The sequence below is a fragment of the Neisseria subflava genome, assembly GCF_003044935.1.
Lineage (GTDB): Bacteria > Pseudomonadota > Gammaproteobacteria > Burkholderiales > Neisseriaceae > Neisseria > Neisseria subflava_E.
On sequence record NZ_POXP01000001.1, the window covers coordinates 254,795 to 277,679 of the forward strand.

Annotated in this window: 25 protein-coding genes; 12 read left to right on the forward strand and 13 right to left on the reverse strand. The window is 49.5% G+C overall.

The window, feature by feature from the left end; genetic code table 11:
* Positions 1 to 17: 17 nt before the first annotated feature.
* The gene (locus DBY95_RS01220; protein WP_107723100.1) at positions 18 to 1,232 is read right to left on the reverse strand and encodes a pyridoxal phosphate-dependent aminotransferase; all 1,215 of its coding nucleotides are present in this window, start codon (positions 1,230 to 1,232) and stop codon (positions 18 to 20) included.
* 84 nt (positions 1,233 to 1,316) lie between these two features.
* Positions 1,317 to 1,532: a tautomerase family protein gene (locus tag DBY95_RS01225; RefSeq protein ID WP_107723101.1), complete on the reverse strand. Its 216-nt coding sequence runs from the start codon at positions 1,530 to 1,532 to the stop codon at positions 1,317 to 1,319.
* Between the two features lie 165 nt (positions 1,533 to 1,697).
* Here DBY95_RS01225 and DBY95_RS01230 point away from each other — a divergent pair, with 165 nt between their 5' ends.
* Positions 1,698 to 2,297: an MlaC/ttg2D family ABC transporter substrate-binding protein gene (locus DBY95_RS01230; protein WP_107723654.1), complete on the forward strand. Its 600-nt coding sequence runs from the start codon at positions 1,698 to 1,700 to the stop codon at positions 2,295 to 2,297.
* Between the two features lie 59 nt (positions 2,298 to 2,356).
* Here DBY95_RS01230 and efp read toward each other — a convergent pair whose 3' ends face one another.
* From efp to DBY95_RS01245, 3 genes are read right to left on the reverse strand one after another with little or no spacing between them, the layout of a single operon-like run.
* Complete coding sequence (gene efp / locus DBY95_RS01235) at positions 2,357 to 2,917, reverse strand: elongation factor P (RefSeq protein ID WP_070608205.1); 561 nt, start codon at positions 2,915 to 2,917, stop codon at positions 2,357 to 2,359.
* 42 nt (positions 2,918 to 2,959) lie between these two features.
* Positions 2,960 to 4,117, reverse strand: a complete 1,158-nt coding sequence (gene earP, locus DBY95_RS01240; RefSeq protein ID WP_107723102.1) for an elongation factor P maturation arginine rhamnosyltransferase EarP — start codon at positions 4,115 to 4,117, stop codon at positions 2,960 to 2,962.
* Between the two features lie 31 nt (positions 4,118 to 4,148).
* The gene (locus DBY95_RS01245; protein ID WP_107723103.1) at positions 4,149 to 4,427 is read right to left on the reverse strand and encodes a hypothetical protein; all 279 of its coding nucleotides are present in this window, start codon (positions 4,425 to 4,427) and stop codon (positions 4,149 to 4,151) included.
* Positions 4,428 to 4,529: 102 nt separating this feature from the next.
* Here DBY95_RS01245 and nadE point away from each other — a divergent pair, with 102 nt between their 5' ends.
* Positions 4,530 to 5,318, forward strand: a complete 789-nt coding sequence (nadE, locus tag DBY95_RS01250) for an NAD(+) synthase (protein ID WP_107723104.1) — start codon at positions 4,530 to 4,532, stop codon at positions 5,316 to 5,318.
* A gap of 68 nt (positions 5,319 to 5,386) precedes the next feature.
* Here nadE and DBY95_RS01255 read toward each other — a convergent pair whose 3' ends face one another.
* Positions 5,387 to 5,587 carry a protein MIGRI gene (locus tag DBY95_RS01255; protein WP_003747144.1) on the reverse strand — a complete coding sequence of 67 codons (201 nt, stop codon included), beginning with the start codon at positions 5,585 to 5,587 and terminating at the stop codon, positions 5,387 to 5,389.
* Between the two features lie 116 nt (positions 5,588 to 5,703).
* Here DBY95_RS01255 and metX point away from each other — a divergent pair, with 116 nt between their 5' ends.
* Together metX and metW are read left to right on the forward strand one after the other, a co-directional pair.
* Positions 5,704 to 6,843, forward strand: a complete 1,140-nt coding sequence (metX, locus tag DBY95_RS01260) for a homoserine O-succinyltransferase MetX (protein ID WP_107723105.1) — start codon at positions 5,704 to 5,706, stop codon at positions 6,841 to 6,843.
* Positions 6,840 to 7,421, forward strand: a complete 582-nt coding sequence (metW, locus tag DBY95_RS01265; protein ID WP_004519858.1) for a methionine biosynthesis protein MetW — start codon at positions 6,840 to 6,842, stop codon at positions 7,419 to 7,421. The genes metX and metW overlap by 4 nt, the downstream gene beginning before the upstream one ends.
* Before the next feature lie 94 nt (positions 7,422 to 7,515).
* On the opposite strand, the gene DBY95_RS01270 is transcribed toward metW, so the two are convergent.
* A complete protein-coding gene (locus tag DBY95_RS01270) occupies positions 7,516 to 7,980 on the reverse strand; it encodes a low molecular weight protein-tyrosine-phosphatase (protein WP_003685247.1) in 465 nt (154 codons plus the stop codon).
* An 86-nt stretch (positions 7,981 to 8,066) separates the two neighbouring features.
* Entirely contained in the window at positions 8,067 to 9,167 is a 1,101-nt protein-coding gene (locus DBY95_RS01275) for a conjugal transfer protein (RefSeq protein WP_107723106.1), read from the reverse strand.
* Between the two features lie 204 nt (positions 9,168 to 9,371).
* Between DBY95_RS01275 and gloA the strand changes: the two genes are divergently transcribed.
* Positions 9,372 to 9,785 carry a lactoylglutathione lyase gene (gene gloA / locus DBY95_RS01280; protein ID WP_234394564.1) on the forward strand — a complete coding sequence of 138 codons (414 nt, stop codon included), beginning with the start codon at positions 9,372 to 9,374 and terminating at the stop codon, positions 9,783 to 9,785.
* 52 nt (positions 9,786 to 9,837) lie between these two features.
* Here the strand turns inward: gloA and DBY95_RS01285 are convergent, their stop codons facing one another.
* Complete coding sequence (locus tag DBY95_RS01285) at positions 9,838 to 10,587, reverse strand: lysophospholipid acyltransferase family protein (protein ID WP_004519853.1); 750 nt, start codon at positions 10,585 to 10,587, stop codon at positions 9,838 to 9,840.
* Positions 10,588 to 10,645: 58 nt separating this feature from the next.
* Positions 10,646 to 11,401: a GNAT family N-acetyltransferase gene (locus tag DBY95_RS01290; protein ID WP_070625413.1), complete on the reverse strand. Its 756-nt coding sequence runs from the start codon at positions 11,399 to 11,401 to the stop codon at positions 10,646 to 10,648.
* Positions 11,402 to 11,578: 177 nt separating this feature from the next.
* Between DBY95_RS01290 and DBY95_RS01295 the strand changes: the two genes are divergently transcribed.
* From DBY95_RS01295 to DBY95_RS01305, 3 genes are all read left to right on the forward strand, one after another.
* Complete coding sequence (locus DBY95_RS01295) at positions 11,579 to 12,511, forward strand: AEC family transporter (RefSeq protein WP_107723108.1); 933 nt, start codon at positions 11,579 to 11,581, stop codon at positions 12,509 to 12,511.
* Between the two features lie 182 nt (positions 12,512 to 12,693).
* On the forward strand, positions 12,694 to 13,167 hold the full coding sequence (gene dnrN / locus DBY95_RS01300) for an iron-sulfur cluster repair protein DnrN (RefSeq protein WP_107697094.1): 474 nt from the start codon (positions 12,694 to 12,696) through the stop codon (positions 13,165 to 13,167).
* A 157-nt stretch (positions 13,168 to 13,324) separates the two neighbouring features.
* Entirely contained in the window at positions 13,325 to 14,050 is a 726-nt protein-coding gene (locus DBY95_RS01305; protein WP_107723109.1) for a hypothetical protein, read from the forward strand.
* Between the two features lie 41 nt (positions 14,051 to 14,091).
* Here DBY95_RS01305 and DBY95_RS01310 read toward each other — a convergent pair whose 3' ends face one another.
* Positions 14,092 to 15,057, reverse strand: a complete 966-nt coding sequence (locus DBY95_RS01310) for a tRNA dihydrouridine synthase (protein WP_107723110.1) — start codon at positions 15,055 to 15,057, stop codon at positions 14,092 to 14,094.
* Between the two features lie 83 nt (positions 15,058 to 15,140).
* Between DBY95_RS01310 and DBY95_RS01315 the strand changes: the two genes are divergently transcribed.
* The gene (locus DBY95_RS01315) at positions 15,141 to 16,715 is read left to right on the forward strand and encodes a glycosyltransferase family 2 protein (RefSeq protein ID WP_107723111.1); all 1,575 of its coding nucleotides are present in this window, start codon (positions 15,141 to 15,143) and stop codon (positions 16,713 to 16,715) included.
* Positions 16,716 to 16,936: 221 nt separating this feature from the next.
* Positions 16,937 to 18,265 carry an anaerobic C4-dicarboxylate transporter family protein gene (locus DBY95_RS01320; RefSeq protein ID WP_107723112.1) on the forward strand — a complete coding sequence of 443 codons (1,329 nt, stop codon included), beginning with the start codon at positions 16,937 to 16,939 and terminating at the stop codon, positions 18,263 to 18,265.
* 69 nt (positions 18,266 to 18,334) lie between these two features.
* Here DBY95_RS01320 and DBY95_RS01325 read toward each other — a convergent pair whose 3' ends face one another.
* Entirely contained in the window at positions 18,335 to 18,760 is a 426-nt protein-coding gene (locus DBY95_RS01325; RefSeq protein WP_049322303.1) for a DUF4124 domain-containing protein, read from the reverse strand.
* A 189-nt stretch (positions 18,761 to 18,949) separates the two neighbouring features.
* Between DBY95_RS01325 and guaB the strand changes: the two genes are divergently transcribed.
* Together guaB and waaF are read left to right on the forward strand one after the other, a co-directional pair.
* A complete protein-coding gene (gene guaB, locus DBY95_RS01330; protein WP_107723113.1) occupies positions 18,950 to 20,413 on the forward strand; it encodes an IMP dehydrogenase in 1,464 nt (487 codons plus the stop codon).
* A gap of 273 nt (positions 20,414 to 20,686) precedes the next feature.
* Entirely contained in the window at positions 20,687 to 21,706 is a 1,020-nt protein-coding gene (gene waaF / locus DBY95_RS01335; RefSeq protein ID WP_107723114.1) for a lipopolysaccharide heptosyltransferase II, read from the forward strand.
* A 143-nt stretch (positions 21,707 to 21,849) separates the two neighbouring features.
* On the opposite strand, the gene DBY95_RS01340 is transcribed toward waaF, so the two are convergent.
* On the reverse strand, positions 21,850 to 22,824 hold the full coding sequence (locus DBY95_RS01340) for a class 1 fructose-bisphosphatase (RefSeq protein ID WP_107723115.1): 975 nt from the start codon (positions 22,822 to 22,824) through the stop codon (positions 21,850 to 21,852).
* Between the last annotated feature and the right edge of the window lie 61 nt (positions 22,825 to 22,885).

Here is a 22,885-nt window from a genome sequence, read left to right on the forward strand (position 1 = left end):
GGCCTCTTTGTTTAGGTTTATTGATGGTAGTTTTGCAAGAAGCGTTTGAGTTTGTCCATGGCTTCTTCGATTTGATGAACGGGCGGCAGGGTAACGATACGGAAGTGGTCGGGGCGTATCCAGTTAAAGCCTGTGCCTTGTACGAACAAGACTTTTTCACGCACGAGTAAGTCGTAGATGAATTTCATGTCGTCATGAATGCCGTACATTTCGGTATCGATTTTGGGGAACATATACAATGCGCCCATGGGTTTGACGCAGGATATGCCCGGAATCTGGTTGACCAGTTCCCATGCTTTGTTGCGTTGCTCGAGCAGGCGGCCGCCGGGGAGGAGGAATTCGTTGATGCTTTGGTATCCGCCCAAGGCCGTCTGAATGGCGTGTTGCATGGGTGTGGTGGCACAAAGGCGCATAGACGAGAGCATGTCGAGGCCTTCGATATAGCCCTTGGCATGATGTTTCGGGCCGTTGAGTACCATCCAGCCTTGGCGGAAACCGGCCACGCGGTAGGCTTTGGAGAGGCCGTTAAACGTAATGGTCAGTAAGTCGGGGGCGAGGGCGGCAATGTGATGGTGTACGGCACCATCGTAAAGAATTTTGTCGTAAATTTCGTCGGCGAAAATAATCAGGCCGTGTTTGCGCGCTAATTCGGCGATTTCGAGCAGGATTTCTTTGCTGTACACCGCGCCGGTAGGGTTGTTGGGATTGATGATGACGATGGCTTTGGTTTTCGGTGTAATTTTGGCTTCTATATCGGCCAGGTTGGGGAACCAGTTGTTTTCTTCGTCGCATAGATAATGGCGGACGGTACCGCCTGCCAGTGTCGCGGCGGCGGTCCACAAAGGATAGTCTGGTGCAGGAATCAGGATTTCGTCGCCGTCGTTGAGCAGCGCCTGCATGGACATGGTAATCAATTCGGAGACGCCGTTGCCGATGTAAACATCGTTGACGGTAACGTCGAGCAGTCCTTTGGTTTGGTAATAGTGAACGATGGCTTTGCGTGCGGAGTAAAGGCCTTTGGAGTCGCAATAGCCTTGTGAAGTCGGCAGGTTGCGGATGACGTCAACCAAGATTTCATCAGGCGCTTCAAAGCCGAACGGAGCCGGATTGCCGATATTGAGTTTGAGGATTTTGTTGCCTTCTTCTTCCAGTTGCAGGGCTTTTTTGTGAACTGGGCCGCGAATATCGTAGCAAACGTGATCCAGTTTGGATGATTTAGGGAATTTCTCCATGATGTGTGTTCCGTAAAATTGTTAACAATGGGATAAATGTACTCTTTTTGTGGGTAAATTAAAAGAGCTTCAGACGGCCAAGGCTTACTTATTGCGCGCTTCGGAACGGCGAACCGTCACGCTTTTGCCGCCTATGCCCCAGTTGTCCATATCGATTTCGTCGATGACGACGACGGTCGTCTCAGGGTTTTTGTTGAGAACGCGAGTGAGTAATTCGGTGACGCCTCGGATTAATTCGGCTTTTTGCTCTGCATTCGGGGCTTCGCTGCCGCCGGTTACTTTGATGTTGACATAGGGCATAGCTTTTTCCTTTTAAAATAGCGTTCACATGTTATCTTATTTTTATCAGGCCGTCTGAAATTTGATTGCAGGATTTTTCATTGCTCATGACTGCTTTTACAAAGAATTAAGTTTTTTGGAATAGATTGTTTTTACAATGCGGTTTTATTTTGGATGGATATCGTCATGAACCGTTTTCTTCAGACTTTGATTGTGGCCGCACCGATGGTAATTGCCGCGCCTTATGTGGCGGCGGAAACGCATCCGGCGCAAAAACAGATGCAGCAGAACATTGATGCCGTGTTGAAAATTGCACGTAACACGTCTTTGACAGAGGCGCAACGTGTGAAACAGGTTGAGCAGTATGCCAACCGTTATCTGGATTATGAGCGTATTTCGGCTTTGGCGGTTGGTGCGCCATGGCGTGAATTTTCTGCTAAACAGAAAACCGATTTTATCCGTGCATTCAAAGACATGGTCATTGCGATGTACTCGCATTCCGCGTTAATTGGCGCGGCAGATGCGAATGTGCGCCTGTTGCCGAAGATGACGGAAAACGGCAATAAGTTTGACGTTTTCTCAGAAATTCAGACCAAAAAAGGCACTAAGTATGAAGTGGCCTACCAGCTTTACCAAAGTGGCGGTGCGTATAAGATTTACAACATCCGCGTGGACGGTACCAGCTTGGTAACGGTATACCGCAACCAATTTGGCGAGCTGATTAAGAGCAAAGGCATTGACGGTACGATTGCGACTGTTGCAGCCAAGGGCTTGAAGAAACAATAAGGTAGATTGATAAAAAGGCCGTTTGAATGTTCAGACGGCCTTTTTGTGTTACGGGCTGATTAAGCACGTTTGCGGAATTCGCCGGTACGGGTATCGATTTCGACTTTGTCGCCGTTTTCGATGTAAGACATCACTTGGATTTCGGTGCCGCCAACCAGACGTGCGGTTTTCATTACTTTACCGGAGGTATCGCCTTTAACGGCAGGCTCGGTGTATTCAACTTCGCGAACGATGATGGTAGGCAATTCTACGGAGATTGGGTTGCCTTCGTAGAAAGTGACTTCACATACGTCTTCCATGCCGTCAACGATGAATTTCAACGCGTCGCCGATGTTGTCGGCTTCGATTTCGTATTGGTTGAATTCTTCGTCCATGAAGACGTACATTGGGTCGGCAAAGTAGCTGTAAGTACAGTTTTTGCGGGCCAAGATTACGACGTCGAATTTGTCGTCGGCTTTGTAAATGCTTTCAGAAGCGGCACCGGTCAGCAGGTTTTTCAGTTTCATGCTGACTTTGGCGGAAGAGCGACCACCTTTGATATATTCGGTTTTTTGAACAACCATAGGGTCGTTGCCAACCATGAATACGTTGCCGGCGCGCAGTTCTTGTGCTGTTTTCATTGTAGTTTTCCAATCAAATCGGTTGTAATAAAACGCGCTATTTTAGCGTATTTTTTTGTGCTTTGAAATAAAGGCGGCAAGTTTTTCAACGGCACTTTTTTGAGCAAAAAGTCCGTCCCGCCATTTTGCCGCGCTTTGCCGCCATTCGTTTTGATGTGCCGTCAGGGTTTGCCATGCCTGCAGGCGTTGGCTGTCGCTGAGTGTTTCGCCGTTGTTGAGTTCGTCGGAAAGGCGACGGTGTGCCGTGGCGACAACATCCGGATAAACCTGATGCGCTTTGTCCCAAAACGCGTGCAGCTTGTCGAGATGGATATTTTCTTCTTGCGGGTAGATGTGCCAAAAGAAAGGCTTTCCGGCGAGCTGGGCGCGAACAAAGCTGTCTTCACCGCGTATGACAGCGCCGTCGGCAAGGTTGAGCAGTTTGTCGAAATCCTGTTGGGGGACAAAAGGGATTTTGATCAGGGTAATGTGTTCGCTCTGATACATATCGCCGTCTTCAAGCAGGGCATTTTGCGGCACTAGGCCGCTGTTTTTCAGGCTGGCGATGATTTGTGTACCTGCAAATAGCAAGGTAATGGGTTGGCAGGCCTGTTGCCACATGGTCAGCCATTTTGCCCAAATATCGCTTTGATAGCCGAAAAGTAGCCATTCGGGCGCATTTTTTGCGGGAAGTTTGAGTTGTCGGCGTAAGGCTTCCGTATCAAATCCGGCAGATTCGGCGTAATCGCATTCGCGCAGCAGGCCGCCGCTTTTTTCGCTGAAACCCATAAACCAAAAGTATTTCTGTATGCCGCCGGCTTGGGGCGAGGGCATTAAGTGCAGCCTCTCGTTGCTGTCTTCCGCGCTGAGGTATTCCCAATTGAGCCAAAGCAGTCGGTGTCGGCGGATGATGGATTGAACGTTGTCGGGCAGTTCGCAGGCGAAGGTTTCGATGACGATGTCGGGGGTAGGGACTGTATCGGTATCTTCGGCATGATCGGCTTGCCAAGCGTGAATGCCGATGCCTTGATGGATATTGGGAATCGAGGCTAAGTCAGGACAGAGTGCCTGAAGGGACGGAAAGTCGTCTGTCCACAAATGCACTTGCCAGCCGAGTTCGCGTTGCAAAACACGCGCCAGCCGCCATGAAACGCCGATGTCGCCGAAGTTGTCGATGACGTTGCAGAAAATCCAGCAGGTATAAGGTGGGGTGGTGTTCATGGAAAAATATGCCCAAGGCCGTCTGAAAATATCAGAATGCGCCGAAATAATGGAACAAATAAACAATCAGCAAAATAATCGGGATAAACATCCAAATGCTTTGCCGTTTCAATTCAGGCTCTTGTTTGAGGTGGTGTTTGATGACGTCAACGAGGACGAACTTGAATAGGAACGTGGCTTCGCAAGCAAGGATGATGCCGTTGATGAGGTGTTGCGTTTTGTCTTCGGGCGGGTTGAGGGCAAACCACAAAAGGGTGGCGAGCGGAATCAGGCAGATGATGAGCCAGCGCAGAAGGATGGGTTTGGACATGGTGTGCGTGCAAGAAATAAAAAGGGCATTATACCCTGTCGTCTTTCAGACAAGTGCAAATCAGGCTATCATTCGTTTTATTTGAAGCGAACATTTATCCCTATGCAAACCCAAGCCATCATCCGCCATATTGTTCAATGGCTCAAAGATTACGCCGAGCAGGCGCGTGCCAAAGGTTTTGTCGTCGGCGTATCCGGCGGCATCGATTCTGCCGTGGTTTCCACACTTGCCGCGCAAACCGGTTTGTCGGTTTTGTTGTTGGAAATGCCGATTCGTCAGAAATCCGACCAAGTCAACCGCGCGCAAGAACACATGGGCCGTCTGAAACAGCGTTATCCGAATGTAAAAGCGCAAAGCGTTGATTTGACCCAAACTTTTGATACTTTTGCCGATACCGTTGACGTCAGTGAAACCGAATTTCCCAACAAACAGCTGGCACTTGCCAATGCACGCAGCCGCCTGCGCATGACGACGCTTTATTATTACGGCCAGCTGCATGGTTTGCTGGTGGCGGGGACAGGCAACAAAATTGAAGATTTCGGCGTCGGTTTCTTCACCAAATACGGCGACGGCGGCGTGGACATCAGCCCGATTGCCGATTTGACCAAAACTCAAGTGTACGCGCTAGCAGCCGAACTGGACGTATCGGAAGACATTCAAAAAGCCGTACCGACGGACGGACTTTGGGATACCGAACGTACCGATGAAGAACAAATGGGCGCATCTTATCCTGAACTCGAATGGGCGATGAGCGTGTATAGCAGCCACAAGCCTGAAGATTTTGAAGGCAGACAGCGCGAAGTTTTGGCAATCTATACCCGATTGCACAAAGCCATGCAGCACAAAGTCAATCCGATTCCGGTTTGCAAGATTCCGGAAGAATTGTTTTAAGTTTGAATATCAAAAGGCCGTCTGAAAACGCTGGATTAAGGTTTTCAGACGGCCTTTTATATTTTATTTCAATAAGAATTGGGAATATGCTTGAAAAACAGCATCATCAAATACCAAAACAGCGTAGCCGCCGCCGCGCCCAGCAATACCCACGCGCTGATTTTGGCGATTTCCCGAATGGTGCGCTTTTGTTGGCGGCTGAACAAACGGTTCACAATCAATGCAGCGATGGCGCAAAAGAAAAAAAATCGCAAAAGCCTGCCTATCATTCCACATTCTCCCAAAAATATTGCCTTTAATCAGGGCAGGCCGTCTGAAGCCTCATGCACAAAACAAAAACGAAACGTTATAATACCCCTTTTGCCGCTTCACTTGGAAATTACAAATGACAACAAATGCCTCAGTGGGCATTGTAACGCCCCAGAAAATCCCGTTTGACACACCGCTTGCTCTGGAAAACGGCAAAACCTTACCTCGTTTCGACCTGATGATTGAAACCTACGGCACACTCAATGCCGACAAAAGCAATGCCGTCCTTATCTGCCACGCCCTGTCAGGCAATCATCACGTTGCCGGCAAGCACAGTGCGGAGGATAAATACGCCGGCTGGTGGGACAATATGGTCGGCCCCGGCAAACCCATCGATACCGAACACTTTTTTGTGGTCGGTTTGAACAACTTGGGCGGCTGCGACGGCAGTACCGGCCCTTTGTCCGAAAATCCTGAAACCGGCCACGAATATGGCGCGGATTTTCCGGTTGTAACCGTCAAAGACTGGGTGAAGTCCCAATCCATGCTTGCCGATTATCTCGGTATTCAAAAGTGGGCGGCCATTGTCGGCGGCAGCTTGGGCGGCATGCAGGCATTGCAATGGACGATTTCTTTGCCTGAACGCGTTGCCCACGCGCTCGTTATCGCTTCTGCGCCTAAACTTTCCACTCAAAACATCGCGTTTAACGATGTTGCCCGTCAGGCGATTTTGACCGATCCCGATTTCCATGAAGGCAATTACCGCAGCCATCATACCGTTCCTTCACGCGGTTTGCGTATCGCGCGCATGATGGGACACATTACCTATCTTGCCGAAGACGGCTTGGGTAAAAAATTCGGCCGCGATTTAAAATCAGACGGTTATCAGTATGGTTACGGCGTTGAGTTTGAAGTGGAATCTTATCTTCGCTATCAAGGCGACAAGTTTGTTGGTCGCTTTGATGCCAACACTTATCTTCTGATGACCAAGGCACTCGACTATTTTGACCCGGCCGCCGATTACGGCCACAACCTCACGCGCGCTGTGGAGAATGTACAGGCCAAATTCTTCGTTGCCAGCTTCAGCACCGACTGGCGCTTCTCGCCACAACGTTCGCATGAATTGGTCAAGGCATTAATCGCCGCGCAAAAATCCGTGCAATACATTGAAGTCAAATCCAATCACGGCCACGATGCCTTCTTGATGGAAGACGAAGCCTATATCCGCGCGGTTGCCGCTTATATGAACAACGTTTACAAGGACTGCCAAAAATGAATCTGCGCGACGATTTGCAACTCATTTACGATTGGATACCCGAAGGCAGCCGCGTACTTGATTTAGGCTGCGGCGACGGCGAGCTGTTGGCTGCGTTGGTGGAACATAAAAATTGCACCGGCTACGGCGTTGAAATAGATACCGACAGCGTGATTGCCGCCATATCCCGTGGCGTGAATGTCATTCAGGCCGACTTGGAAGAAGGTTTGGTGGCTTTTGGCGATCAAAGTTTTGATGTGATTGTCTTGAGCCAAACCATTCAGGCGATGCAGAACACGGAAAAAATCCTGCGCTGCCTGATGCGCGTGGCCAAGCAGGCTATTGTCAGCTTCCCTAATTTCGGCTACTGGCGCAACCGTTTTCAAATCGCCGTTGGCGGCCATATGCCGGTTTCCGAGCGGATGCCGTATCATTGGTACGATACGCCCAATATCCATTGGTGTACCCTCAAAGACTTCGATTTATTGTGTGCCAAAAATAAAATCCGTGTGCTTGAGCGTGCGGTCATGACGGGCAACCGACAGGTCAAACATCTGCCGAATTTATTGGGCAGTCTGGCGTTTTATCGCGTAGGTTGATTGCGGTCATAGATAAAGGCCGTCTGAACAGGTAATCACGAAAGCATGGCTTTTGAGATACCTGTTCAGACGGCCTTTTATTGTTCAAGCCGGTTTAAGCCTGTTTCAATTTTTCCAACAAGGCCAAACTGCCGGCATCGACCAGACGGTAGGTTTCGTCAAAGTCGCCTGTGTACCACGGATCGGGAACGTGGTTGTAACCTGAATCGGGGATAAGGTCGGTCAGTTTGAAGATTTTGCCGGGGTGGAAACCGAGCTGCTTTTCAGTTTCTCTGAGGTTGTTGTCGTCCATCACGATGATGTAGTCGAAATGCTCGGCATCGCTGGGTTTGATTTTGCTGCTGGTAAAGCCTGACGGGTCGATGCCGTGTTGCTTGAGCGCGCGGCGCGTGCCTTCGTGCATGTCTTCTCCGTCGTGCCAACCTGATGTGCCTGCGCTGGCAGTAATGACGGCATTGCCCATGCCTGCTTCGCGGGCGCGGTGGCGCAGGACGTATTCGGCCATGGGGGAGCGGCAGATGTTGCCGAGGCAGACGAAAAGGATTTTGTGGGTTTTCATATGCGTGAAAATGAGCGGTAAGGTTTGAAAATCAATGCAACACGCTAAACCGTTTTCAGACGGACTTGGCGTGTTGCATTTTCAATTTAGTTTACATTGCTGAAGAAAGGATTATGACCTTCCAGTTTCAACGCTTGGGCATAAGTAGGGATGTTCTCGTTTTCGCCCAATGGGTTGTGCAGCAGATAGAGGTGCTCGATTCGGCATTCTGCCATCAGGTCGAGGAAGTTTTGCTGAACGATGGCGATATTGTCGGTTGAAGCCAGCTCCCAAGTGAAGGTCTGTGGAACAATTTCAAACGCGCTGTCTGTCGCGTTGAAGCTGAACTGGAGCTTGCCGTCCGCTTTCGCTGCGGCAACAACGCCGACGCGCGGGCTTTGCATACGGATGGCGCGGATAGCGTTGGTGGCAAAAACGTCCATGGCCATGCGTTGGCGGGTGTGGCTGCCGTCGGTCAGTGCGTCAAGCGGCGTATTGGGCGAGAGCGGGTTGGTAAAGAGGGTAACGCCGTCGAGGGCGAGATGCTCTTGCCAAACCTGCATCAATGGCAGGCCTGCCTGTTGCAGGTTAAGGCCCAAGGCAGTCTGAATGTCTTTATTGCCGTAGCCCAGCGCGTAAACAACATGGACGGATTGACCTTCGGGCAGCGTCAATGGTTTGTATTCGAATTTTTGCAGGAATGCGCCTGCCGCTTCATCGTTTTGCTTGGCTTGGAACCATTCGCCCGGGGTAACGCTGCTCAAGTCGGTAGATTGGACGAGGTAAGGCAGCCATTGCGTGTTTTGCGTGAGGGCACGCAGGTTGGGGTAGTTTTGCAGGCAGGCGAAGAGGGCTTCGGTAGGCAGCGTGAGCGGCAGGGTTTGTTCTTTTTTGCAACCGGCGACCAAAACGACAGGCAGGGCAAACCATTGGGCTTCGTTATCGTTTTCTGCCTTCAGGACTTCGCCCACGCTTTGAATCAGGCTGGTGTAAGTGCCGACATCGGGCGCCATGGTCATCGCCAATGAAAGGTTGATGTAATGGTTTTGGCTGAGCATGGTGCGGATTTCGGTTTGCAGTTGGCCGGCCGAAAGCTTGCGTGATGCGGAGGAGGAGTTGTGCGCCAGCTGATAGGCATTGAGCAGAAGGTAGTTTTTGATAGGGCTCTGCGGATAAGGGCGGGTATCTGGAAGAACAAAGGTTTTCATGACAGTTTGAAGTGTTGTGTTGTAATTGTGGCGATTATAGCAATTTAGTCAGTCGGTGTGCTTGTTAATACATGAAATTCAAATGACGGCAGGGTGTGTGCTTCATTTTTATGCAGTTTCAGTGTCGGTATTTTGAGGCTGAAGAGGATGGTGCCCGATGTGTTATAATCCATGACCAAACATAATTCAGAAAGGAACAATATCATGCGCTTGCTTCATACTATGCTGCGTGTCGGCAATCTCGAACGCTCTTTGAATTTCTATCAAAACGTATTGAATATGCAACTGCTGCGCCGCCGCGATTATCCCGAAGGCCGTTTTACTTTGGCTTTTGTCGGTTATGGCGATGAAGCGGACCATACTGTTTTGGAACTGACCCACAACTGGGATACCGAGTCTTACGATTTGGGCGATGCTTATGGCCATATCGCGATTGAAGTCGATGATGCTTACGCGGCGTGCGAGCGTGTCAAAGAAATGGGAGGTAAAGTGGTACGCGAAGCCGGCCCGATGAAACACGGCACGACTGTGATTGCGTTTGTTGAAGATCCAGATGGCTACAAAATTGAATTTATTCAAAAGAAAAGCGGTAGCGATTCGGTTCAATATTCATCTTAAGGCATAAGATAATGGAAAAGGCCGTCTGAACATTCAGACGGCCTTTTTTTGATCAACCCAACTGTTTTTGCTTTTCGCTCAACAGGGCGTGTACTTGAAGCGCAGTAGCGTAGCGGTCTTCTCCTGCTTCAATCGGATCGAGGAAATGCAGTTCGACCGTGTTGGAAGGCTGGCTGATGACCATGCAGATAGATTGCCAGAGGCTGATGTCGCCGTAGTAGGCAGTGTGCGGATTGGGGCTGCTGCCGTCTGGATTCGGATAGCGGCAGAGTGCCGGAATAATCGGTACGCCTGCATCATAGGCCGTCTGAAAAAAGCTCGGTTTGAACGGCAGGATTTCACGGCCTTCGGTACTGGTGCCTTCGGGAAAAATGGTGACGGTATCGCCGTTTTTCAGCGCTTCGGTTACGCCGGCGATTTTGGCAGAATTGCCTTTGATGCCGCGGTTGCGCGAGACGTAAACCGTTTGAGCCTGTGTGGCAAGATAACCGACCACAGGCCATTTGGCCACATCGTCTTTAGCCACAAAACGGCCGGGGAAAGCACCGTTGACCGCCATAATGTCCAACCATGAAATATGGTTGCTGATAATCAGCTGACCGCGATCTTCTTGCGGCGGCGTGCCGAAAGTTTGCAGTTTCATGCCGCAGGAAGCGAGCACGCGCAGCGACCATAATTGGATCGCGCGCAGTTTGCGTTTGCTGCTGTAAAAGGGAAACAGAAAAAACATTTCGGCCATGCCGTATAAAAGGCAGCCGGCAATGCAGAGAAGACGGAAGATAAAACGGATTTTGGCGGTCATTGTGTGTGTTTTTTTATAAAGATTAGGCAGGCCGTCTGAAGTTTCAGACGGCCTTTTATTATGAATCGGTTTTAGGGGCAAAACGCTGCAAGTAGCGGTCGGAAAGGTGGTTGATGTCCATCATGATCAGCACATCCGCGCAGTTGAATGCTTCATCGACGCAAGGCTCGCCGCAGAACCACGCGCCTGCTTTGAGATAGCCTTTGATCAGGGCAGGTACGGGCGGATTTTCAGACGGCGTGATGCTGTCCCATTTGAGCGGGTTGAGCGGTTTGACGCGCCATTGTTCCGGAGCGAGGTATTTGTCTTTCAAAGCATGATACAGACCGGCCGCATCGTTGCCGCCGTCGCGCATTTCGATACTGCCGCAACCAATCATAAAGCGCAGGTTTTCGTCTTTCATGAATTTGACCAAACCGGTCCACAACAGCATGACCAAACCGCCGTTGCGGTAGTCCGGGTGGGTACAGGCGCGGCCGAGTTCGACGGTTTGCGGCAGGATATCTTTTAAAGGCTCAAGGTCGAATTCATGCTCGCTGTACCAGCCGCCGACTTTTTTTGCGGTTTCTTCGGTAATCAGGCGGTAACAGCCGATTACCTCGCCGGTTGCATCGTCAAACGCGAGCAGGTGGTGGCAATGCTCATCATAAGGATCGACATCGCGGCCGTCATCGCTTTCGATTTCCGCCCCCAGTTCTTGGGCAAAAACCTGATAGCGCAATCTTTGGGCGGCTTCGATTTCAGCTTGGGTTTCTGCAAGGCGTACGCTCAGGCCGATTTTGGGGCCCGTTTGATTGAAACGGCTGGGGGACATGATGTTTCCTGTTTGAAGAAAATGGCTGATTATAGCGGATATACGGACAGATTTATATTGATTTGCTTTGCGGTAGGGCAAATTATGTCGGGTTGTTGGAAAAAGGCTTCAGGCCGTCTGAATTTGGCATGCCAAGCGGTAGAAGCGTAAAATCAATGTTTTTGCCGCTTTTTTATTATGGAAACCTCTTTCCTGCTTGCCGGAAAAATTACCGAGCTGACGTTGATTGTTTTGATGGGCGTGGCCTTGGTGAAGGCAGGGCTGTTGAAATCGGAAAACAGCTATACGCTCTCGGTCATCGCGCTTTACCTGATCAGCCCGTCCGTCATGATTCATGCTTTTCAGATGGACAATATGCCGCAGATTATCGAAGGGCTGAAGCTTTCCGTCATGCTGGCAGTGTTTTTCCATGTGGTGTTGATTGTTTTGGGCAGGTTGTTTAAACACTTGTTCAAACTCGATGCGCTCGAACACGCAGCGACGGTGTACAGCAATTCGGGCAACCTGATTATCCCTTTGGTAATGTCGGTCTTTGGGCCGGAATGGGTGATTTACACCAGCGGTTTTATCATGGTGCAGACGTTTTTGTTTTGGACGCATCTGCGCCTGTTGATTTGCGGTCGAGGCAATGTGGCTTGGAAAACCATTTTTACCAATATCAACATCTTATCCATGTTGGTCGGGCTGCTGATGTTTGCCTTTCAAATCAAGCTGCCTCATATTGTCGATAATACTTTGGCGACGGTGGGCAGTATGATTGGCCCAGTTGCCATGTTGGTGGCGGGCATGCTGCTGGCCTCTTTGCCGTTGCGTTCGATTGTGTGGACACCGAGGCTTTATCTCGTTGCTTTTTTAAGGTTGATTTTGATTCCGATATTATTGCTTTTTGCCGTCAAAGTCTGTGGTTTTGCCCATCATGATGCGCATGCGGATACGGTTGTTTTGATCAGCTTTTTGGCAACGACTTCGCCTGCCGCTTCGACAGTTACCCAAATGGCGGTTGTTTACGGCAAAAATGCCCAAAAAGCCAGCGCGATTTATGGGCTGACGACCTTACTTTGTGTGGTAACTATGCCGGTGATGATTGCGTTATATCGTTGGATTATTTAAGAAAAGGGTAGGCTGTCTGAAACGTTAGCCTTATGTTTCAGGCGGCCTGTTTGTTATTTTAAATTTGAAAATAACTTTTATTATCAATTAATTAAGCAATTAAAAAACTATACAAAGCCGTTTGCAGCGTGTATCCTTATGTCTAACATTCATCCAATATCAATCTTTAAAGGAACACAGCCATGACCGACTTTACCGTTTGGGAAACCGCACCTTTCAATTCCACCATTGACCATATTTTGCAGCGTTACCACAATGTCCACCGCGCCCAGTTTGAAGAGTTGGTTCCGCTGGCGCAAAAAGTGGCGCAGGTTCATGCCGACACTTTCCCTGCCGAAGTGCCTGATTTGTTGGCCTATATGCAAAACGAGCTGTTGATGCACATGATGAAAGAGGAACGCATGTTGTTCCCGATGATTAATCAGGGTGTGGGTCGCGGCGCAGCCATGCCCATCAGCGTGATGATGCATGAACACGAAGACCACGATCAGGCCATCGCGCGCTTGGAAGAATTGACCAATAATTTTGAGCTTCCCGAAGGCGCTTGCGGCAGCTGGACCCGTTTGTACACTTTGGCCAAAGAGATGGTGGACGATTTGAAAGACCATATCCATTTGGAAAATGAGATTTTGTTCCACCGCGTTTTGGCTTCTTAAAATTTGAGCTTAATCAAGGCCGTCTGAATGTTCAGACGGCCTGTTCTTTAATCCCTTGCTAAGTTAGTATAATAGTTCTAAAATTTTAATAAAGAAACAAAATTAGGTAGTAAAGGCACACATCCGTTCTTTTGTTTACTTGAGAAGGAGTTTATGAATGAAACATTCTAAAGTTTTACTATCGGGTATTCTGTTTGTTGCTCTGACTGCGTGCGCCCAAACGATGGACGGCAGCTGGAGCGCCCTGCAGGATACGAAAACAGGCGTGCAGTCGCGACCTTATTATGAATTTGGCAATGTACTTCAGAAGATTTCTTTTAAGAAAACCGGCAATCCGGAAAATGGTCTGAAAAAGCCTGTCTTGACTGTGTATCGTCAGGGCAAGCTGTTGGGCGAAGCATATAATTTGGAAGCCTCTCATGGCAGCCCCTTGTTGCCAACCCTGTTTCTGGTAAACGGCAAGTCATTAAATGTAAATGACGGCAACGATAAAAAACAATTGGCTTCTGCGAAGAGAATCGATTTTTACGATTTCGGCCACGGCCGTATCGGCCATGCAGTCTTTACCGCGCCTAACGGCATCTGTCAGGATATGAAACACGGCAAAGGTGTTTCCTACAAGCTGGTTACCAACTATGTTAATTTTCCGGATTATCCTTCGCCTGAAAATATCTTGATTATCACTGCGCAAGGCAAATATGAGCAAGACGGGTTTATATTGGATTCCACTGAGTCAAGAGTGACCAGTGCCAATAAAGAGTTTGCCAGAAAATATGGCGAAGCCCTGAAATCCAAGAATGGCCCTGAGACCAGACAGGTAAATATGGCCAATGCAGCCAGTGCGGAAAAAGGCAGACTGTTGGCTGATTATATCTGTCAGTAATCATATTAAAGGCCGTCTGAAATTCAGACGGCCTTTTTGAATCATGAATGCATCTCTTGTTCAAATGACAGCAGAATCTGTTTTACTTCATCCGCTTCTTTGACGGCGCGGATGCGGTCAAACAATACCTGCGCTTGTTCAAACTCTTTTTTCATCATGCCCAGCCACTGTTTCAAACGGGCAACCGGATATTTGTTGTTGGCTTCTTTGGCAAGGCACAAGTCGAAGAACTGGACTATCCATGAGGAGACTTCGGCAAAGTCGGTGTCTTTGACTGTTTCGCCGTTTTCATATTGCTTGATTTGCCGCGCCAAGTCGGGACGGATAACTGCGCCGCGCCCGAGCATCACGCTGTCGCATCCGCTGACGGTTTTAATGTCGAGATAGTCTTGAAGGCTGAATACATCGCCGTTGGCAGTAACGGGAATACTGACTGCATCGCGGATTTTGCGCACCCATTCCCAATGTGCCGGCGGTTCGTAGCCTTCGACTTTGGTGCGCGCATGGACGGTTAATGCACATGCGCCGCCGTTTTCAATCGCGGAAGCACATTCCAATGCCAGACTTTTATCTTCATAACCGAGCCGCATCTTGGCAGTCAGCGGAATGTGTTGCGGAAGGCGTTGGCGCAGGGTGCGGACGATGTGGTAAATCAAGTCGGGCTCTTTGAGTAAGACTGCACCGCCTTTGTGTTTGTTGACCGTCGGCGCGGGGCAGCCGAAGTTGAGGTCGATTTTGTCCGCACCGAAACGCACGGCTTCCAAAGCATTGACGGCCATGTTTTCCGCATCGCTGCCCAAAAGTTGGACAGTACAGGGCGTGCCGGCCGGCGTGCGGTTGGCATGGGCGATTTCGGGAACATATTTAAGCCAAGTGGCGCGTGAGTGGACCGTGTGCGTAATGCGGACAAATTCGCTGACGCATTCGTCAAATCCGCCGATGCGCGTCAACAAGTCGCGCATCACATCGTCCACCAGCCCCTGCATGGGGGCAAGAATAAGCTGCATGAGTCAGGCCGTCTGAAAAAAGGAGGACATATTGTAGCGGTATATCGGTTAAAATACAGCTTCCTTTTTCAGACGGCCTTTTTATGATGCACACAATTCCGGCAACCGCCGCCATGTTGGTAAAAAATTCAGAACGTTATCTTTCAGAAGTTTTGAGTGCACTGAAAGACTTTGACGAAGTCCTGCTGTTGGACAACGGCTCGACCGACCGTACTTTTGAAATTGCCAAGGGCTTTTCCAATGTCAGCTATTACAAGCATGACTTTATCGGGTTTGGCCCGATGAAAAATCTGGCGGCCAGACTGGCGCAAAACGATTGGATTTTCAGCATAGACAGCGATGAAGTGGCGGATGAGGCTTTAATCGAATCCATTCGTGCGGCCGTTTTGGAAAATGAGAAGGAACATATTTTTTCGCTTTCCCGTTTGAACCATTATCACGGCAGGCTGATTAAAGGCTGCGGCTGGTATCCGGATATTATTCCGCGCCTTTATCATCGCAGATTTACCCGTTTTTCCGACCGTCAGGTGCATGAGTCTTTGGTGTTGCCGCAGGAAGCCAAGGTTAAACAACTTGATGGCCGTCTGAAACATTATTCTTTTGAAAACGCCGAAGGACTGATCCAAAAAATGCAGCAGTACAGTTCGCTGTATGCGGAAGAAAATCGTTTTAAGAAAGACAGTTCGCCGTTTAAGGCTTTGCTGCATGGCGGCGTATCGTTTGTGAAGAATTACCTGCTCAAGCGCGGTTTTGCCTATGGTGCAGACGGCCTGACGATTTCAGTTTCCAATGCACAAGGTTCGTATTACAAATATGTCAAACTCTACGAGCGCAACCGCACGATAACCGTCTCCCTCATCATTACCACTTACAACCGCCCAGATGCTTTGGAGCTGGTGTTGAAATCGGCTTTATCGCAAACCCGTCTGCCGGATGAGATTATTGTCGCGGATGATGGCTCAAGGCAGGAAACCGCCGAAGTGGTTGATTTTATCCGCCGCAGGACAAGTATTCCCGTTAAGCATTCATGGCAGCCGGATAGGGGCTTTCGTGCCGCCGAATCGCGCAACCGTGCGTTGGCGCAGGCGAAAAGTGATTATATTGTGTTGATTGACGGCGATATGGTCTTGGATCCGTCTTTTATCGCCGATCATTTGAAGATTGCCCGCAAAGGCCGTCTGATACAGGGTTCCCGCGTGATTTTGACTGAGGATAAAACGCAGGATATTTTGGACGAAGGCGATTTGCCTGCTTTGTCCATGTTCAGCTCGGGAATAGAAAAACGGCTTTCCGCCCTGCGCTGCCGTTGTTTGGCCAAATTGACAGGCCGAAAAGGCAACCGCAAACACAAAGGCATCAAAACCTGCAATATGGGCTTTTTCCGCAGCGATGCGCTTGCCGTCAACGGGTTTGACAATAGCTTTGTCGGCTGGGGCAGGGAGGACAGCGAATTTGTCGCCCGTTGCTATCATAACGGGATGAAGCGCCATAATCTGAAATTTGCCGGCATTGCGTACCACCTCTGGCACAATGAGGCAGAACGCGATTCATTGCCGCAAAACGATGCCTTGTTGGAGGCAACTTTGTCGGAACGCAAAATCCGCTGTGTTCATGGCGTATCGGATTTTATAAAAGATGAAGAAGTAGCCGGAAAATAGCCTTATCATCTTTTTAAATCATAGAGGCCGTCTGAAAATTTTCAGACGGCCTCTTTTGTATTTTTAAAACCTAGTGTTTAAATGAGGATATTATTTATTTGATATAGACCAGTATGTATAATTAGGTAAAGTATGGTTAGGAAAGAGGGTTTACTCTATAATCCAACCGTTTGTAATTTTATTTCGGCTAAGGCCGGATTTTGGGAGTTGTTATGTCAACTATGTTTTTTATCCAGTTTGCCGTTGTGCTGCTGTGTATCCTGATTGGTGCGCAGGTTGGCGGTATTGGTTTGGGCGTGCTCGGCGGTATCGGCTTGGCCGTATTGTCTTTTGGTTTCCATCTTCAGCCGACCAGCCCGCCGATTGATGTGATGCTGATGATTATGGCGGTAGTGTCTGCCGCGGCGGCCATGCAGGCCAGCGGCGGTTTGGACTATATGATTAAGATTGCCACGCGCGTGTTGCACCGCAATCCGAAATACATCACCTTTATCGCGCCGGCGGTGACTTATACCTTTACCGTGTTGGCAGGTACGGGCCATGTGGCTTACTCGGTCTTGCCCGTGATTGCCGAAGTCAGCCGTCGCAATGGCATCCGTCCTTCCCGTCCGTTGACGATGGCGGTTATTGCTTCCCAATTTGCGATCGTTGCCAGCCCGATTGCCGCCGCGGTTGTTGCCTGTGTTACCATGCTTGAGCCGCAACACATCACGATGGCGGATGTGTTGAAAGTTACTGTTCCGTCCACGATTTTGGGTATCGGTTTGGCTTGCGTGTTCGTAAACAAACTGGGCAAAGAATTGAAAGACGATCCGCATTATCAGGCTTTGCTGAAAGACCCGAACTATGTGAAAGAATACATCGATGTGGAGGAACAACAAACCGATGTCGCCATTTCGCCGAAAGCCAAATTGTCAGTCGGTATTTTCTTGACTGCGGCATTGCTGGTAGTTGTGATGGGTGCGCTGCCTGAGCTGCGTCCGGCTTTTGAACACGATGGCGCGATCAAGCCTATGGGCATGGCGCATACGATTGAAATCGTGATGTTGTCTGCTTCTGCATTGATTATCTTGGCGTGTAAACCCAATGGCGATGCGATTACCCGAGGTTCGGTATTCCATGCCGGTATGCGTGCCGTGATTGCGGTGTTTGGCGTGGCTTGGTTGGGCGATACCTTGATGAACGGCCACTTAACAGAAGTGGAATCGACAGTCAGCCATTTGGTTGAATCTGCACCATGGACCTTTGCCTTTGCCCTGTTTGTCTTGTCGGTATTGGTCAATAGCCAAGGCGCGACAGTGGCAACGCTGTTTCCGATCGCCATCAAACTGGGTATTCCTGCGCCCATCATTATCGGCACATTTGTTGCGGTAAACGGCTATTTCTTCATTCCGAACTACGGTCCGATTATTGCCGCTATCGACTTTGATACAACCGGCTCAACCAAAATCGGCAAATTTATCTTCAACCACAGCTTCATGATTCCGGGCCTGTTGAGCATGGCATTCAGCTTAGCCATCGGTTTGTTGTTGGTTCAACTGTATTATTGATGGAGTGAAAAATAAAGGCCGTCTGAAATTAAATTTCAGACGGCCTTTTTGATATTGTTATTTGAGAGCTTAATTGCAGTATTTATTGACGTCGTTTTGGTATTGCTTAATCAGGCTGTCGCGATTGGCCAAGCGTGCGCTTTCGGCGACTTGGCGGTTGATTTTGGCGATTTTGCAGTTTTCCAGCTTGTTTTGGCGGTTTTGCTCTTCGATTTTTTTATTGCGCTCTTCGATTTGTTTGTTTTGTTCCGCGACCTGTTCGTTGGGTTGCTCGGCAACCGGCTCAGATGCCGCAACAGCAGGCGCAACGGCAGGTTTGACGTTGTGTGTGCGGATGTTGACCACGCCGGAACGCTTGGGTTGCAGACGGTTTGGCGTATCGGAATAGCTGTTGCCCGACGCGCCTTTCCAAGTGTAAACCTCGGCCGCGCCGGTCAGGGCGGCGGAAGAGAGAAGGGCTGCTATCAGACAGGTTTTGAGTACGGAAGATTTCATGGGTTTCCCTTATGTAAATGATGTTCTCATCCGACCTATTTTACTTGAAACTGAAATGCGTTGGCATATTTTTGTACTGCGGATCAAATCATGTAAAAAAATAACGTTAAAACATGTATTGCCAATGTTAGCATCAAGCCGGTGTGATATAATGCCGTGCATCTTGCACAAACTGAAAGACCGAGCATCATGCGTATTGTAGAAAAAGCCTATACTTTCGACGACGTTTTGTTGGTTCCAGCGCACTCAAACGTGCTGCCTCGAGATGTCAAACTTCAAACCAAACTCACCCGCGATATCTCGCTCAACCTCCCTCTACTTTCTGCTGCAATGGATACCGTTACCGAAGCGCGTCTGGCCATTTCTATGGCTCAAGAAGGCGGCATCGGCATTATCCATAAAAACATGACGCCGGAGTTGCAAGCGCGTGCCGTTTCCAAAGTGAAGCGCCATGAGAGCGGCGTGGTGAAAGATCCCGTTACCGTTGCGCCGACCGCATTGATCCGCGAAGTCTTGGAAATGCGCGCACAACGCAAACGCAAAATGTCCGGTCTGCCTGTTGTGGAAAACGGCAAAGTGGTCGGTATCGTGACCAACCGCGACCTGCGTTTTGAAAACCGTGTCGATCTGCCGGTTTCTGCCATCATGACCCCTCGCGACCGTTTGGTTACCGTTCCTGAAGGTACCAGCATCGATGAAGCCCGCGAAATCATGCATGCGCACAAAGTTGAGCGCGTTTTGGTGTTGAACGACCAAGACGAACTCAAAGGTCTGATTACAGTTAAAGATATTCTGAAAACAACCGAATTCCCTAATGCCAACAAAGATGCCGAAGGCCGTCTGCGCGTTGGTGCCGCGGTGGGTACCGGCGGCGATACCGAAGAGCGCGTCAAAGCATTGGTAGAAGCAGGTGTGGACGTGATTGTGGTTGATACTGCCCACGGTCATAGCCAAGGCGTTATCGATCGCGTGCGCTGGGTAAAAGAAACCTACCCACACATCCAAGTCATCGGCGGCAACATCGCGACTGCTAAAGCCGCTTTGGATTTGGTGGCCGCAGGTGCGGATGCCGTTAAAGTCGGTATCGGCCCGGGCTCGATTTGTACGACCCGTATCGTGGCAGGCGTGGGCGTGCCTCAACTGACTGCGATTCACAATGTTTCCGAAGCACTGAAAGGTACAGGCGTTCCCCTGATTGCCGACGGCGGTATCCGCTTCTCCGGCGATATTGCCAAAGCTCTGGCAGCAGGTGCATACAGCGTCATGCTCGGCGGTATGTTTGCCGGTACGGAAGAAGCACCGGGCGAAATCGAACTCTACCAAGGCCGCTCTTACAAGTCTTACCGCGGCATGGGTTCGTTGGGTGCGATGAGCCAAGGTTCTGCCGACCGCTACTTCCAAGACAAAACCGACAGCACAGACAAATATGTTCCTGAAGGCATCGAAGGCCGCGTTCCTTACAAAGGCCCGATTGTGAACATCATCCACCAGCTGACCGGCGGTCTGCGCTCCAGCATGGGTTACTTGGGTTGTGCCAATATTGCTGAAATGCACGAGAAAGCAGAATTTGTGGAAATCACTTCTGCCGGTATGAGCGAATCCCACGTTCACGACGTACAAATCACTAAAGAAGCGCCTAACTACCATCGTTAACCCACTATAAAAAGGTCGTCTGAAAATATTTCAGACGGCCTTTCTGTTTTTATAAGGTTTTAAAAATGAAGCAAATATTGTTTGCCGCCGTTTAGCCTGGTGTTTCAGGTTGGGTATTTGCAGAATTTGCCGAATAATTGGGAAGACGAACGCTTCATGCGCTGAAATGACATGTATCAACTAGTACGTTTTGAACTGAGAGATTAAACCGAGTTTCAGACGGCCTTTTAAAAATCGTATTACAATAAGCCAAAATTAAAAACACATTTCATTATGTCCAAAAAAATCCTGATTATTACCCCAAGCTGGATTGGCGACTGCGTCATGACCCAACCGCTTTATCGCCGTTTGCATGAGCTGCATCCCGGCTGCACTATTGATGCTTTTGCGCCCAAATGGTCGATGGCCGTATTTGAGCGTATGCCTGAAATTAGCCGTGTGATGGAAAACCCGTTTGGACATGGTGCGTTGGAATTGAAAAAACGCTGGCATATCGGTCGCGAATTGGGAAAAGAAGGCTATGATCAAGTGATTGTTTTGCCCGGTTCGCTCAAATCCGCCATTATTGCCTTGGCTACGGGCATCAAGCAACGTACGGGCTACGTCGGCGAGTCGCGCTATTTTTTACTGAACGATATCCGCAAGTTGGATAAGGTCGCGTTGCCCCTGATGGTCGACCGCTATACTGCGCTGGCGCATCCGACCCAAGCGGATTTTAACGGGCATTCCGATAATCCGTGTTTTAAGATTGATCCCGAAAGCCGTCAAGCCGCTTTGGCAAAACATGGTTTGGCGACGGATAAGCCGATTTTGGCATTTTGTCCCGGTGCGGAGTATGGCCCGGCCAAGCGTTGGCCTGCGCGTCATTTTGCCGAACTCGGTCGCCGATATTTGGCAGAGGGTTGGCAGGTTTGGCTGTTTGGTTCGCAAAAAGATTTTGATATTGCAGATGAAATCAACCGACTTTCAGACGGCCTTTGCACCAATCTTTGTGGCAAAACCAATCTTTCTGAAGCCATTGATTTGTTGTCTTGCGCCGATACGGTTGTGTGCAACGACAGCGGTCTGATGCACCTTGCGGCCGCGCTTGATCGGAAATTGGTTGCGGTTTACGGCTCATCCAGCCCTGACCATACGCCGCCTCTCAGCCAAAAGGCAAAAATCGTCAGCTTGAATTTGGATTGTTCACCTTGTTTCAAACGTGAATGTCCGTTGGGGCATACGGATTGTTTGAACAAGCTGACGCCGGATATGGTGCAAAAAGCAGCGGAAGCGCTGGCTCGTTCGGCGTAATCTAATAAAGGTTAGATGGAAAACAGTAAAGAACAGATTTGAGTCTGTCTTTTTAATCTTTCGTTTCTTTTATTTTTTAACAAAAGGCCGTCTGAAAATCATATTTCAGACGGCCTTTTTTGGTTTGAAATCAATACATCTGATTATTTTTGATGCAGATTATAAACGTATTCTACTTCTTCGCGGCTGCCCATGAATACGGCAACACGTTGGTGCAGGCCGGTAGGTTGGATGTCGAGCATGGCTTCGATGGCGTTGTTTGATGCGCCGCCGGCTTGTTCCATAATCAGGCTCATCGGGTTGGCTTCGTACATCAGGCGCAGTTTGCCCGGTTTGGATGGGTCGCGTTTGTCTTGCGGATACATGAATACGCCGCCGCGCATCAGGATGCGGTGGATTTCGGCAACCATGCTGGCTACCCAGCGCATATTGTAGTTTTTGCCGCGTACGCCGGTTTCGCCTGCCAGTAGTTCGTCAATGTATTGTTGAACAGGAGCGAACCAATGTCTTTGATTGGACATATTGATGGCGAATTCTTTAGTGGATTCTGGAACACGCGGATTTTCTTTGGTCAGCAGGAATTGGTTGGCATCGTCCAGAGTGAAGACGAACACGCCGTGACCGACAGTCAGTACCAGTTGGGTTTGCGGACCGTATAAAACATAACCTGCGGCCACTTGGTCGCGGCCTTTTTGCAGGAAAGACTCGGTAGTCAATGCACCTTCAGGTTTCGCCAAGATGGAGAAGATGGTGCCGACGGAGATGTTGACGTCGATATTGGAAGAGCCGTCCAGCGGATCAAACAATACCAAATAGCCGCCGTTTTCGTGCGTGGCGACATAGGTGTCTTCTTCTTCGCTGGCAAGACCGGCGATGTTGGCATTGGCTTTTAAAACATCAATCATGATATTGTTGGCGATGACATCGAGTTTCTTTTGGTCTTCGCCTTGGATGTTGCCGGTACCTGCCATACCCAAAACGCCGGAAAGCGCGCCGAGGCGGACTTTGGCGTTGATATCCAAACAGGCGGCGGCTACGGATTCCAATACGCTGGCCAGCTCTTGCGGCAGTTTGTGTTCGGGCAGGTGGTGGGCTAAGAATTGGTTCAATGTCTTCATGGTTTCACTCTTTTCCTAAGTTTGAATCGAATATTTTTCAATTTCAGGCCGTCTGAAAACG